This is a genomic window from Pleionea sediminis (assembly GCF_007570825.1).
GTDB classification, from domain to species: Bacteria; Pseudomonadota; Gammaproteobacteria; order Enterobacterales; family Kangiellaceae; genus Pleionea; species Pleionea sediminis.
This window is the reverse complement of the sequence record NZ_SUNB01000007.1, coordinates 124866-138866: the sequence shown is the minus strand read 5'-3', so window position 1 is coordinate 138866 and position 14001 is coordinate 124866. Positions and strand designations below refer to the sequence as shown.

Here is a 14001-nt window from a genome sequence, read left to right as displayed (position 1 = left end):
ACGTTAACTAGTTACAGTAATAACTTAAGATTATTCTTTATGATATCGCAGTAACTATAGCAAATACTTTATATTTTTTGGAATTATTTTTTAACGATATCAAGACTTTCTTGAATAATGTCTCAAATTGAGGAGGTTAATCCCTCCGCCAACTGCACCAATAAAAACAACAAGTTACACCCACTGCTTCATGTAACAGATTAACCCAACATGGGATTCCCCAAGAAAAACAGTACCTTACATATATTTTTGGACAAGCTTTTCGGCAATCTGCACACTGTTCAATGCTGCACCTTTGCGCACATTGTCCGACACCACCCACAAATTCAAACCTTTCTCATAGCTGATGTCATTACGAATTCGACTGACCCACACATCGTCTTTGCCAGCACCATGCGTCGACGGCATCGCATATTCATTCATTTCTGGATTATCTAATACCGTAATCCCCGGCGACTTTTTCAACAGTTCGGAAGCGTCGCTGGCATTGATGGGTTCACGAGTTTCAATGTGTACCGCCTCTGAATGACCAAAAAAAACAGGTACTCGTACTGCGGTTGGATTCACCCGGACTTTTGAATCATCCAAAATCTTTTGCGTTTCCCACACCATTTTCATTTCTTCTCGAGTATAGCCATTATCTTGAAAAGTATCGATGTGAGGTAAGACGTTAAAAGCAATTTGATGTGGATAAGCTTGAACAGTCGGCTCCTTACCGCTTAAAAGCTCCGTCGTTTGACGCGCCAATTCATTGATCGCTTGCTTTCCCGAACCCGAGACAGCTTGATACGTTGCAACATTAATGCGCTCAATCCCAACAGCATCGTAAATCGGTTTAATAGCCACCAACATCTGAATGGTTGAGCAATTCGGATTGGCAATAATGTTTCGGTTTTTATAGTCTGCAATAGCGGTTTCATTAACTTCTGGCACAACCAAAGGAATATCGTCTTGATAACGAAATTCAGAAGTATTATCGATAACAACACAACCCGCCGCGGCAGCTTTGGGTGCAAATTCCTTACTGATAGAGCCCCCCGCTGAGAACAGCGCAATATCGGCTTGAGAAAAATCAAATTCTGCCAAGTTGGTTACCGATACAGACTTACCATGAAAAGAAAGCTTGTCACCCGCAGAACGTTCACTCGCCAAAAGAAACAATTGCTTAACTGGAAAATTACGTTCCTCTAAAATTTCTCGCATAACTTCGCCAACAGCGCCAGTGGCACCGACGATTGCTACATTGAATAATTTTTCGCTCACAAATAAACCCTTTCTGTCTGAACATTCAATCAAGTGCGCAGAGTGTACCTAAGGTTGAATAATATGAGAAATAACTAATGGAAAGAAGTGGTTGATAACATTTCTTTAAGAAGTTCGGCTTCGCCTCGTGATATGTGACAACTTTCGATCACATCCTCAATGGAAATACCTTGGCGCAACATTTTTGCCGCTTGCTCAAATGCGCCACTGTTCTGGCTGGTTTGCTCAATTTCTACTTGTGATTGTTCTAGATGAGTTAAATTATTTTTAAACTGAAAAAGCTTTCGTCCCAATCCCAGATTTCCGCTGACGATGGCTTGCTGCTCATGATTCATTTGTTGAATTTTTTTACCTTGAACCTTAATTTGAGTTCTTAACTGCAAGACCCAAAAAAGAATTGCGGCCTGTAATGTAACCAGTAAAGCAATTAGCAAATGTGTCATTGTCAGTGTCATAAGTGTTTCTCTCTATCTTTTGCATGAATAACTAATAATCTAGAAATTCCAGTTCTTGCCATTCTTCCTCTTCAAGCATTTTGTTCAAATCAACTAAAATTAATAAGACACCATCCCGATGAGTCACGCCCTGAATGAACTTGGCGGTTTCCTCATTGCCAACATTCGGTGCGATTTCAATTTCTGACGCTTTCAAATAGACTACCTCAGCAACAGCGTCCACCAAAATTCCAATCACTTGATGATTCGCCTCAATAATCACAATACGCGTTGACTCAGTAACTTCAATTGCGGGTAAACCAAATCGCTTGCAAGTATCAATAACCGTCACAACCTTACCGCGTAGATTAATAATCCCAATCACGTAATGCGGTGCTCCCGGTACTGGCGCAATCTCTGTGTATCGAAGTACTTCTTGCACTTGCATCACATTAATGCCATAAGTTTCACCGGCTAACCGAAAGGTCACCCATTGCAATATTTCATCACCATTTGCCGAATTGACCGATTTCGATTTAAAACCCTGGTTACTCATCGCTCTCCCGCCACAGATCTGTCAAGAAAATGACGATAAAATCATCTTTTCCTCGAGTTACTAGTAAATAGGCAATTTCCATTCCAATTATCAATAAAACTCAAGAATCGGAAATTACACCCGTTTTAGATAAATAATAGACGTTTTTACAAATTCTGACTTAGAGTTTCCGCTTTAGCGATCAATACACTGACTTTTAAGATTTTGAGTCGTCATTTTGAGGAGGCTTTTTCTTCGAGCCTTTCCCTTCTCGATACAAAAGGTTAATTAACGCATCAACTTCCAATAATGCGCACATAAACTGAACAACCATACCGGCAAACCATTCTTTATTGGATCCTTTTTGCGCCCACCGAATATCATCAAGCTGTAAGGATTTTGCTTCTCTCACCTCACTACAGGCTAACGCCCAGCGGGTATCATCTAGCAGAATTGCATACTTATAATCTAAATCCTTTTCAATCTGTTCGTATTTTTCTGGCATGATCAACTTTGCGGTATCCACCAACATGATATTCCCTTCTTCTGATGGAAGAATGCCTCGAAACCAATCAGGCGTACCGAACATTGGCGTGATATCTTCCTCTGAATACACGTGAATTCCGCCCAGCTTCACCAACGGAACGGCTAAGGGTAGCTTGCCCACTTCAAAAACCAAGGTTTGAAAGTTTTCCCCCAACATTTCACGGGCTCGAGCAACATCGCGTTCCAGTCCTTCAAAATCGATCGACTCTGACTCGGTCGCCTGTTCGGTCTGCTCTGAAATATCCGATGATGGCGCCTGCGAATCTTGGGTACTCTCTTTAAATATCTTCTCTTTAACTATATTTTCTTTAGTTGTCGTTTCTCTAGCCGAAGTCTCTTCAACAACTTCTGTTGATTCAGCCTGTTTTAAATCAACTTCCGCTAACGTACTAACGTCAACTTGCGTTTCTACCTTAGCATTTGCGGGCGTGTCTAACTTGGTTTCGAGCAGCTCTTCTTTTAAAACTGACGGCTTGGGTTCAATTTTTACTTCAGAGTTTGTCTCTACCACATGTAAAGCTTCTTCCCCGCGTGGCATGCGTGAAAGCAACTCCTTCACTTTTTCTAATCGTTCATCATGTTCAGGATCAGCGAAATCATTGTCTGGTGACAGTTCTGGCGGATGCACTTCAGTAACAGCAGCAGGAGGCATGAAAGAGGAAGAACTGGACTGCACCTCGGTCGAACGAATTCCGTCTGCATTGTTATCAGACGATTGATTATTTGTCTGCGCCATCGATGTTGAAGTATCTTGGACACCTTCACCAGCCTCCTCCAATGTAATTGAAGTAGAACGCTTAGCGTCGGATTGATGCTTTTCAGTCAAAGATGATTTTTTAACAGAAGTATCGACATCGTCTTCAAATAATAAATCCTCGATAAAATCTTCGAGTAACTCGCGATCTTTTTCTTTCGGTGGTGGCTTATCGGGTTTCCACATCATTAAGCCACCTGTATTTTTGACTCATTATTTTTGAGTGTTTCGAGTAACTTTCGATACGCGTAAACACCACGCGAATCCGGAAAACAGTAATTGATTGCCTGGTGCGCTTTGCTCGCGTCTCGAAATTTTGTATCGATAGGTATCACTTTTTCCCACAAATGCATCCCAAACTCATCACGCATATTTCTCAGCGTTGCTATCGACGCTCTCGTTCGGCGATCAAACATTGTCGGAACAATCACATATTGAATCGAATGCTTTTTGGCTTTTGTGATCATGTTGATCGTTTGCATCATCCGCTCAACACCTTTTAACGCCAAAAACTCCGTTTGTACCGGAATTATCAGTTGTTCGCAGGCAGCCATTGCGTTAACCAATAAGATTCCCAATACCGGAGGACAGTCTAATAACATGTAGTCGTAATCGTCATTAAAGATCGATTTCAATCGCTTAATCACCAATCCCATGCCGGGCTTTTGGCTAAACTTCTTATCCAACGTTGCTAAGCCAATAGATGAAGGAATGAAATCTAAGTTTTCATGCGTCGTATGCAAAATAAAGTTGGGAGGTATTTCAGTTTTGTCGTGCGGCATGATATCGAATGCATCGAATAATGAACTGTCCAGTGAGTCTGAGTCGTAACCAAAATAACTGGTAAGAGAAGCGTGAGGATCACAATCGACCATAAGCACTCGATGGCCTGTTTCAACTAACAGTCCACCCAGCGTAGCAACGCTGGTAGTTTTCCCAACGCCGCCCTTCTGATTTGCAATTGTCCAAACTTTCAATTAACTCACTCACTTCGACCAACCCCATTAAGCCATCAAGGGTTTTGATCATCTTGTTGCTCGTTTTCATCTGTCGAGCTTTCTTTTTCGGGCAACTTTTTGCCGCGAATAATGAGTCCACCATCTTTTAATCGAATGATTTCGTATTTCTTCTCTGAAGACTCTTCTTGCTCTAACGTTTTATCTTGCGACTTTTCCGACACTTTCGGTTGTTCGGTAGCCGTCGTTGTTTCCGTTTTACGCTCCTGGTTTCGATCCGGTTTAGGCTCAGGTTGTCGCACCGTCTTTTTCTCTGGCGCATTGTCAGGAACACGATAACGGGAAATGGCTATGGTCACTCGTCGATTTTTGGCTCGCCCTTCCGCGTTATCATTCGATGCCACGGGTTGATGTTCACCAAAGGCCTCGGCTGCCAGACGCGTTGGCGACAATCTATTTCTCTGCAACAAGCGTACCACTGCAACCGCCCTTCCCGCAGATAGCGCCCAATTGGAACCAAAACGCTCCGTTTCGATAGGAATGTTATCGGAATGTCCACGAACCTTAATTAAATGCTTGTTCTTTTTTAATGTATTGGCTATCTCAGATAAAACAACAATAGCACCACGCTCTAGTCGATCGCTTCCACTTTCAAATAACAAGGCGCTACGAAGATCTATTTCCAACCAGTCTTTTGATCGATTTATTTCAACTAAATCGTTATCAATAAGATCCGCCAGTTGTTTTTCCAACGTTTGCTCAATGGCATCAAATTCTTCCGTCGATGCATAATTTTCTAAGTCAGACTCACCCGAAGCAGGCTGTTTCGTCAAATCAATAATTTCTTGCGTAATAGGTGGATCAGAACGATTAATATCACCCACCTGAATCGGTTCCATGCTGCGCTCGGGTGAATCAAAAGCCGATAAAAGAGATTGTGATAAAATGCGGTATTTACCTTCGTTCACTTGAGAAATCGAATACATCACGACAAAAAAAGCAAACAACAAGGTAATAAAGTCAGCGTAAGAAACCAACCAGCGGTCAAGTTTTTCTTCTTCCTCCATAGGTTGTTTTCTTAACATAATACGACTCAATAACTTATGACGTTGGAATAAATCCAGCCAACCGACTTTCGATGACTTTTGGATTTTCCCCTTCAGCGATTAAAGCAATTCCTTCGATAAACATTTCCCGATATAAACTTTGTGTTTGCACAATATTTTTTAGTTTTCCAGCAATGGGTAAGAACAACAAATTTGCGGAAGCCACTCCATAAATCGTTGCGACGAACGCCGTTGCAATACCACTGCCCAATGCTGAAGGATCAGACAGGTTTCCCATGACTTGAATCAGCCCTAACACAGCACCGACAATTCCTAGTGTCGGTGCATAACCGCCTAATGCTTCATAGAATTTGACAGCTTGCATCGACTCCCGCTCAACCACTTCTAAATCCACCAATAAAGAATCACGAATGACCTGGGGCTCACCACCATCAATTAATAAAATTAATCCCTTTCGCTCAAATTGGTTTCGTTCAACATCAATTTCATCTTCTAAACCAAGCAACCCTAACTTTCGAGCCGTCATACTCCAGTTGATTATTTTATCTATTGCAACTTTGGGTTCCTGTTTTGGTGTTTTAAAACTCCAACTTGCCATTCTCAGAGCACGCTTCAGCGTTTTAACATTGGTTTGCACTAGAACTGCGCCAAAAGTTCCTCCAATAACAATGACAAATGCTGGAAAATTTAGTAGCGATTCAATAGAGCCACCTTCAAGGACTTGACCACCGAAAATTGCAATAAAGGCAAACAGCAGTCCGATGAAGGTTAGGCTATCCATTTAAACCACCTTCTTAACCTGTGTTGCAAAAGCATCAATGCCTAATTCAAGATCTGAAAATCCAGCTCGTTTTACTGACATTGGCATGCCATAGACCACACAACTGGCCTCATCTTGAGTCCACACGGTCGCACCGACTTCTTTCAGTATACGAGCGCCTTCTCGACCATCAGCGCCCATTCCTGTTAAGACGATAGCGAGCACATTGGCACTAAACACTTTCGCTGCGGACGCGTAAGTCACATCAACGCAAGGCGCGTATTGCAATCTTGCATCGGTATCTTTAATACGGATTTTTGCACTTGAGCTCACACCTTCAATTAACATTTGTTTTCCGCCCGGTGCAACATAAACATGCCCTGGCCGCAGCGGCGTATTGTTTTCCGCTTCAACGACCGTCAATTCACAAAGGCTATTCATGCGCTGAGCAAATGCACCTGTAAAAGTGCCTGGCATGTGCTGAGTAATTGTAATTGGAATCGGAAAGTTTCCCGGTAACTCAGTTAAGATCTTTTGCAAAGCGACAGGCCCTCCTGTCGAAGCCCCTATCGCAATTAATTTAATTTGTCCTTGAGGAATCGATGCACTGGTCGCACGCGGCGCTTCTGGAGCTTTCTGAGGCGTACTGGTTACGGTAGAAGTTCGAACGCTTTGCCCTATACTGCGTACTTTCTTTCGTAATAAACTCGCCAACTCGCCCGACGCTTGCGAAATACCTTCGTAACTTTTTAACATGAAGTCGACAGCACCAGCATCGAGCGCATCCAAAGTTAACTTGGCGCCTTCATAAGTCAACGAGGAGAGCATTAGAGCTTTAGTCGGATGCTCTTTCATAATTTGCTTTAATGCTGTAATGCCATCCATGACGGGCATTTCAACATCCAAAGTAATAACATCCGGTTTTAGTTGTCGAACTTTATCAATGGCTTCACGACCATTATTGGCAATACCAACAACTTTAATTTCAGGATCAGCACTAAGAATTTGCGCGACGCGACGGCAAAAGAAATTTGAGTCATCAACAACAAGGACTTTGATCGCCACTGACTATAACTCCCCTTGCCACACGTTAACCACGTTTCGCGTATTGTTTAAGAAGGCTTGGAACATCCAATATTAACGCAATACCACCATCACTTGTGATTGTTGCACCAGCCATTCCCGGAGTACCCTGTAAAGATTTACCCAGCGGCTTAATCACAACTTCCTCTTGGCCAATTAACGAATCGACAACAAATCCTATTTTATGCGTACCCACCTGAACAATCACCACATGCCCTTCTTCAGGCTTACGGTTACCTCTCTGATTGTAGGCAAGTAGCCATTGATCCAAATAGAAAAGAGGCAATGCTTTGTCACGAACGATGACCGTTTCTTGGCCATCAACAACATTTGTTTTGGTTAAATCAAGGTGAAAAATTTCATTAACACTGGCCAATGGAAGTGCAAAAACTTGTTTGCCGACAGTTACCATTAAAGTAGGAAGAATCGCTAAAGTAAGCGGTACTTTTATTAAAATTTTAGTACCTAATCCAAGATTCGAGTCAATCGTCAAACTACCATTGAGTTGGGTGATTTTTGTTTTAACCACATCCATGCCAACGCCGCGACCAGAAACGTCAGAAATTTCTTCTTTCGTTGAAAACCCCGCCATAAAAATCAGGTTAAAACATTCCGTATCGCTCAAACGATCCGCTTGGTCGGAATCCATCAGTCCTTTTTGTACGGCTTTGTTTCTTAATGCAACCGGATCCATTCCTTTACCATCGTCTTCGATGGCCAATAGAATGTGATCGCCCTCTTGCGCCGCAGACAACACGACTTTACCTGTTCTTGGTTTTCCAATCGCCACACGATCTTCAGGACTTTCGACACCATGATCAACAGAGTTTCGAACTAAATGAACCAGAGGGTCGGCTAAAGCTTCAACAAGGTTCTTATCCAAATCGGTTTCTTCGCCCACCAATTCGAGAGTAATTTCCTTTTTAAGATTACGCGCCAAATCTCTTACAACTCGAGGGAATCGGCCGAAGACTTTTTTGATGGGCTGCATACGTGTTTTCATCACTGAGCCTTGCAAGTCAGAGGTGACAACGTCAAGTGTTGCTACCGCCTTATTGAGCTCTTCATCTTGATAATTTTGCCCGAGCATTTTGAGTCGATTGCGCGCCAGCACCAACTCGCCCACCATGTTCATAATGTCATCGAGTCGCGCTGTATCCACACGGACCGTCGACTCTCCTGTCATTGCACCCGCCGCCTTTACCGACTTGGGCTGTGCCTTCGGCTTATCTTCTTTCGGTGCACTGGCCGCCGGTTGAGGTTTGGGAGGTTCAACTTTTGGTGGTTCTGGCTTTGGCGGTTCAGCTGGCTTCTCAGGTTCAGGCGACTTATCCGAAGCAGAACTGTCAGAGTCCGTCGCAGAGCTACCAGGAGAATCTCCCGAGCCTTGAGGACCTTTGCCACTGCCATGAATTTGATCGAGAAGAGCTTCAAATTCATCATCAGTAATCGCCTCATCACTCCCTGCTGGTTGAGCAGCCGGCGGTGCTGGAGAACTGGCACTGGAAGAAGCGGTAGGCTTATCTTTACCGTGCAACTCGTCAAGTAACGCCTCAAACTCTTCATCCGTAATTTCATCATTACCTGAATCGCTTGTTGGAGCAGGAGTTTCAGGTTCAGCAGGCTTAGAGCCACCGGAACCATGTATTTGATCTAACAATGCTTCAAATTCATCGTCAGTGATTTCATCCGAGTTTGAAGCCGAGGTCTCTTGGGTAGGTTGCGGCTCCTGCTTAGGTTCAGGTTGACTCGCTGCAGGAGCAGATGTACCCGAGCCATCATCGGGTTTTGCATAAACTTCTAATTCTTCGAGTAGTTCACTGGAAGCAGAACTCGGCTGATCACCTTGTTTGACTTCATCAAACATCTCATTGATTTGATCGAGCGCGCGTAATACGGTGTCCATTAATTCTGCGTTTGCTTTTCGGCCACCGTTTCTTAGAATATCGAATATATTTTCAGTGATATGGCAAACTTCAACCATTGCTGTCAGGTTTAAAAACCCTGCACCACCTTTAACGGTATGAAATCCACGAAATATGGCATTTAACAAGTCCATATTTTCCGGTTCATTTTCTAATGCCACCAATTGCTCGGAGAGAGTTTCAATAATCTCTCCGGCTTCTATGATAAAGTCCTGAAGGATTTCTTCGTCGGCATCAATCGCCATTAAGCGGCTCCTCTAGAATCCAAGACTGGAAAGAAGGTCATCGACATCATCTTGACTGGTAAGCACATCATCTCTTGTCTCATCGATAACAGGTCCCTCTACACCACTTGTCTTAACTTCTTCTTTTTGTGCTTCTTCGTATTCATCGGTGTTGCCAAACATTTTTATTAATTCGACCAGGTTTTCCTCAACATCATGAACCAACGTAATAACTTTACGAATCACTTGCCCTGTTAAATCCTGATAATTTTGAGCAACCATTACATCATTGAGTATCCCATTGAGTTCCGTTGATTCACTTGATACATTTTTTAGAAAATTTTCGATACGGCCAGCCAATTCACGAAATTCTCCAGGCCCCAATTCGCGGCGATAAAGACGCTCCCAATCTAATGATAATTCTTCGGCATCAACTTTAATCTTGGCGGAAATCGGAATACTCTTTTCTACGAGATCCATGGTTGTGTTAGCCGCATTTTCTGTTGTCTGAATAACATAATTAAGGCGCTCTTTTGCGTCAGGAATTTCTTGTGCAGCGATTCCCATTAATTTGCTATCAAGTTGAAAGTTCGTCAGAGCTTCGTGAAGTTGGCGAGTTAATTTTCCAACTTCAACAAACAGGCTGGCTTCACGGATCTGCGATAGTCCATCTATCGCTTCACGAGCTTTTTCGACGTTACCGTCTTCGAGATGCTGAATTAATTCACGTGCTTGGTTTAATGTAACCTCGGTCATCAGCTTATCTTCATTCTCCATCCTGATGCTCCGTTAGTTACCTTCTATGCGTTCAAATATTTTTTCTATTTTCTCTTTTAAAGTTCCAGCAGTGAAAGGTTTTACGATGTAACCGTTAACACCCGCTTGAGCAGCTTCAACGATTTGTTCTCGTTTGGCTTCAGCGGTAACCATTAAGACCGGCAAGTCTTTTAAGCCAGGATCAGCTCGCACATTCTTGAGCAAATCGATGCCTTGCATTCCTGGCATGTTCCAGTCGGTGACCAGAAAATCAAAGTCACCTTGCTGTAACATAGGAAGAGCGGTTTGACCATCATCGGCTTCTTGAGTATTGTTAAAACCTAAATCTTTAAGTAAGTTTTTAACAATACGCCTCATTGTCGAAAAATCATCAACAATGAGTATTTTCATATTCTTGTCCAAGAAAAACCTCCCCTAATAACAGTTTTTCATTCTTGAAGTGCCAGATATAAATAAAGTTAGTCAAAATTATCTATTTACGCCAATCTCTTAAACGACTTTGTAACCGAATCATAGCCTGGCTGTTTATCTGACTAATACGGGATTCACTCACACCCATAACCTCACCAATTTCTTTCAAATTAAGCTCTTCGTCGTAGTATAACGCCAGAACTAAACGTTCTCTTTCGGGTAATCCACCGATAGCCGTTGCTAAGCAATTTCTAAAATCTTCTGTTTGCAATCCTTCGTATGGATTTTTCGCGGTTGTTGAATGCGATAATCCCTCACTAAACTGTTCTTCCGAGAGTCCTAAATCATCAAAGTCCAGCATGTGGCCATTCGACGATTCCATCAGCATAATTCGATAATCTTCAACACTAATATCCAGCGCATCAGCCACTTCCGTATCGCGTGCATCTCGACCGGTACTTTGCTCTATCTCAGAAATCTTTTGTGCAATCATCCGAGTATTCTTATGCACTGATCGTGGAACCCAGTCACCACGACGAATTTCGTCGATCATCGCACCACGGATTCGAATACCGGCAAAAGTCTCAAAGCTGGCACCTTTCGCGGCATCAAAATTATTTGAGGCTTCCAATAATCCAATCATACCGGCTTGCATTAAATCTTCGATCTGTACACTGGAAGGCAATCGCGACATCAAATGATGCGCAATTCGCTTAACTAACGGCGCATAGCGCGTCGTTATATCTTGGGGATCTGCACCCGCTTTTTTGTATGCATCGATGCGCGACACAAGGCATTCCTCTGTGTATTAACGGTCAGATAGCTCCTTGTGCAACCAGTCGTTCCATAAAGAATTCGATATGCCCACTGGCGTTCATCGGAATCGGCCAGGTTTCGACTTTCTTGCCTAACGACTTAATTGCTACTGCAGCTGGCGACCGAGGAAACAACTCTAAAACAGGCTTTTGCTTCTTTATCGCTTTTCGGACATTTTCGTCAAATGGAACAGAACCTGCGTATTCCAACATAACATCCAAAAATTTATCGGTCACCATACTTAGCTTAGCAAAAATGTCGCGACCTTCCTGGGGAGTTCGCACCATATTAGCCACAATTTTAAAGCGACTAATTTGATGATCCTGATTTAACACTTTCATTAAAGCGTATGCATCGGTGATAGAAGTGGGCTCATCACACACCACTAGCAGTACATCTTGTGCAGCGCGAGTAAAAGAAACCACGTTATCGCTGATGCCTGCTGAGGTATCGACCAGTAGGTAATCTAAGTTTTGTCCAAGATCGCTAAACGCACGGATAATCCCAGCGTGCTCAGCTGGGGATAGCTCAGCCATTCGTTGGGTACCCGAAGACGCTGGAATAATTTGCAAGCCTGACGGGCCATTAATCACAATATCTTGAAGGTCGCACTCTCCCGCCAGCACATGTTTTAGATTACGATGAACTTTTAGACCTAGCATAACATCAACATTGGCTAACCCAAGATCCGCGTCTAACAACATCACTTTACGCCCCAATGAACTAAGATACACGCCGAGATTCACCGAAACATTTGTTTTTCCTACCCCACCTTTACCACCGGTAATTGCGATAACTTTTGTTGGTTTTATTGATGTCATTAATCTTAACCCTGACGCTTGGTCATGAATGCTGCTTGCATTTAAGCTCGTAGATGAGACGTTCACTGATGAGTTCCTGTTGCCTCTTTTTCCCGTGACGACAATTGGCGATTTTTCATCAGCCAAACCATTTTTGAGACCAGGTGATGCGCTCTGGCGACACGGATATCTTCCGGCACACGTTGTCCATCGGTGGTGTAAACCACTCTCAATCTGTTCTCTATTATAGTCGAAATAATTTCACCCAAACTGGCCGCTTCATCAAGCTTTGTCACTAAAGTGCCAGATAATTTAAAGGGACGAAAAAGTTTTATCGCATCGTTCAATACTGAACTTTGACTGGTCGCTGAAAGCACCAAGTAGTTTTGTATTGTTCGATAGCCTTGCGATAAACATTGCATTAATTGTGTCATACGCTCGTCGTGTTGACTCATACCAGCAGTATCAATTAACACCAGTTTTTTGTCATTAAAATGATACAACGCTTCTTTCAATGTTTTTTCATCGCCAGCAATTCTTACCGGAACTTTCAAGATTCGACCATAAGTTTTTAATTGATCGTGTGCTGCTATTCGAAAGCTGTCTGTCGTGATCAAACCGATGCTTTCTGGTCCGTTTTTAATAACATGTTTGGCAGCTAACTTCGCTAACGTTGTTGTTTTACCAACGCCCGTTGGCCCAACAAGCGCATAGACACCTCCATTTGCTAGAATGTCGTCATCTCCCGCCATAATTTTTTTAGCCAGCAAGGCCAGACCTTTTTGCCAGGCGCATTCAAAGTCTTGTTCGCTTTCACACATCTGACCGATTGGTTCAATAATCGATGGACTCAAACCGAGATTGGTAAACTCACGCTTTAACGCCACACCAATCGGCGATATTTTTGATTGTTTATCCCACGCCAATTGCGACACTTGTTCTTGCAATAAATTTCGCAATAAACTGAGTTCTTCTTTCATCGCGACTAACGTTGGCTCTTGTGACCATTCAATTTTGGGAAAAGGCTGTTCTATCGGATGCTCACTGTGCTGAGCGGGCGAAAGAAACGCGTTAGATAAAGATTCCTCGGAAATATCGTCTTGTTTGCGACCAACACTCAACCGATCTCGACGATCTTCTTTGGTTCTTTTGGATTCCCTTTTACTGTTTAAAAATTTTTGTTCTTGTTGCTTTAAAAACTTCAATAATCCTGACTCACCTTGCGAGGGTTCTGATGCAGGCTCGTTGTAATTGTTGTTCGTGCGTGATTCATTTAACTCAATCGATTCTCCACCAATTCGACCACTTAAAGATCGTGAAGAAATGTTTTGCGAGTAGCGATTAGAGGTCCCTTCTTGTTTTGCATTTGCATGCCTACCCATTTCAACCGGATCGTGATAGTCATCATTAGGTGTCTCAGAAAACCGACTGGAATCCTCAATTGCATTAGATTGACTGGAACGCGGCGTTCTCCGCGTTTGCATCATGGCTTCTTCATAATCAGTCGCGGCAACGACTTCAACGCCACCATTGACATTCGTACTCGATAAAATCGCAGCGTCTGGACCCAGCTCAGCTGAAACCTGATTTAACGCACTGCGCATGTCTTTCGCAAAAAATCGTCTTATCTTCATCGTCTTGCTCATTCAA

At 43.0% G+C, this 14001-nt stretch carries 14 protein-coding genes; all 14 read right to left on the bottom strand.

Features of this window, described 5'->3' with window-relative positions; genetic code table 11:
* Nucleotides 1–237 precede the first annotated feature (237 nt).
* Nucleotides 238–1263, bottom strand: coding sequence for an aspartate-semialdehyde dehydrogenase (locus FAX86_RS19650; protein WP_144395200.1), 1026 nt, complete (start codon nucleotides 1261–1263; stop codon nucleotides 238–240).
* Nucleotides 1264–1337: 74 nt separating this feature from the next.
* Nucleotides 1338–1718: a DUF2802 domain-containing protein gene (locus FAX86_RS19645; protein ID WP_144395199.1), complete on the bottom strand. Its 381-nt coding sequence runs from the start codon at nucleotides 1716–1718 to the stop codon at nucleotides 1338–1340.
* Nucleotides 1719–1749: 31 nt separating this feature from the next.
* The gene (locus FAX86_RS19640; RefSeq protein WP_144395198.1) at nucleotides 1750–2253 is read right to left on the bottom strand and encodes a chemotaxis protein CheW; all 504 of its coding nucleotides are present in this window, start codon (nucleotides 2251–2253) and stop codon (nucleotides 1750–1752) included.
* Between the two features lie 196 nt (nucleotides 2254–2449).
* Nucleotides 2450–3721, bottom strand: coding sequence for a chemotaxis protein CheW (locus tag FAX86_RS19635; RefSeq protein WP_144395197.1), 1272 nt, complete (start codon nucleotides 3719–3721; stop codon nucleotides 2450–2452).
* Entirely contained in the window at nucleotides 3721–4509 is a 789-nt protein-coding gene (locus tag FAX86_RS19630; protein WP_144395196.1) for a ParA family protein, read from the bottom strand. Before FAX86_RS19630 ends, FAX86_RS19635 begins: the two co-directional genes overlap by 1 nt.
* Nucleotides 4510–4544: 35 nt before the next feature.
* Complete coding sequence (gene motD / locus FAX86_RS19625; RefSeq protein WP_144395195.1) at nucleotides 4545–5573, bottom strand: flagellar motor protein MotD; 1029 nt, start codon at nucleotides 5571–5573, stop codon at nucleotides 4545–4547.
* Between the two features lie 16 nt (nucleotides 5574–5589).
* Entirely contained in the window at nucleotides 5590–6336 is a 747-nt protein-coding gene (locus tag FAX86_RS19620) for a flagellar motor protein (protein WP_144395194.1), read from the bottom strand.
* Nucleotides 6337–7380: a protein-glutamate methylesterase/protein-glutamine glutaminase gene (locus tag FAX86_RS19615; protein ID WP_144395193.1), complete on the bottom strand. Its 1044-nt coding sequence runs from the start codon at nucleotides 7378–7380 to the stop codon at nucleotides 6337–6339.
* Nucleotides 7381–7405: 25 nt separating this feature from the next.
* The gene (locus FAX86_RS19610; RefSeq protein WP_144395192.1) at nucleotides 7406–9568 is read right to left on the bottom strand and encodes a chemotaxis protein CheA; all 2163 of its coding nucleotides are present in this window, start codon (nucleotides 9566–9568) and stop codon (nucleotides 7406–7408) included.
* Nucleotides 9569–9580: 12 nt separating this feature from the next.
* Complete coding sequence (locus FAX86_RS19605) at nucleotides 9581–10324, bottom strand: protein phosphatase CheZ (RefSeq protein WP_205859264.1); 744 nt, start codon at nucleotides 10322–10324, stop codon at nucleotides 9581–9583.
* Between the two features lie 12 nt (nucleotides 10325–10336).
* On the bottom strand, nucleotides 10337–10714 hold the full coding sequence (cheY, locus tag FAX86_RS19600) for a chemotaxis response regulator CheY (protein WP_205859263.1): 378 nt from the start codon (nucleotides 10712–10714) through the stop codon (nucleotides 10337–10339).
* 82 nt (nucleotides 10715–10796) lie between these two features.
* The gene (locus FAX86_RS19595; RefSeq protein WP_144395190.1) at nucleotides 10797–11525 is read right to left on the bottom strand and encodes an RNA polymerase sigma factor FliA; all 729 of its coding nucleotides are present in this window, start codon (nucleotides 11523–11525) and stop codon (nucleotides 10797–10799) included.
* Nucleotides 11526–11550: 25 nt separating this feature from the next.
* On the bottom strand, nucleotides 11551–12372 hold the full coding sequence (locus tag FAX86_RS19590) for a MinD/ParA family ATP-binding protein (protein WP_144395189.1): 822 nt from the start codon (nucleotides 12370–12372) through the stop codon (nucleotides 11551–11553).
* A 62-nt stretch (nucleotides 12373–12434) separates the two neighbouring features.
* The gene (gene flhF, locus FAX86_RS19585) at nucleotides 12435–13985 is read right to left on the bottom strand and encodes a flagellar biosynthesis GTPase FlhF (RefSeq protein WP_144395188.1); all 1551 of its coding nucleotides are present in this window, start codon (nucleotides 13983–13985) and stop codon (nucleotides 12435–12437) included.
* Nucleotides 13986–14001 lie beyond the last annotated feature (16 nt).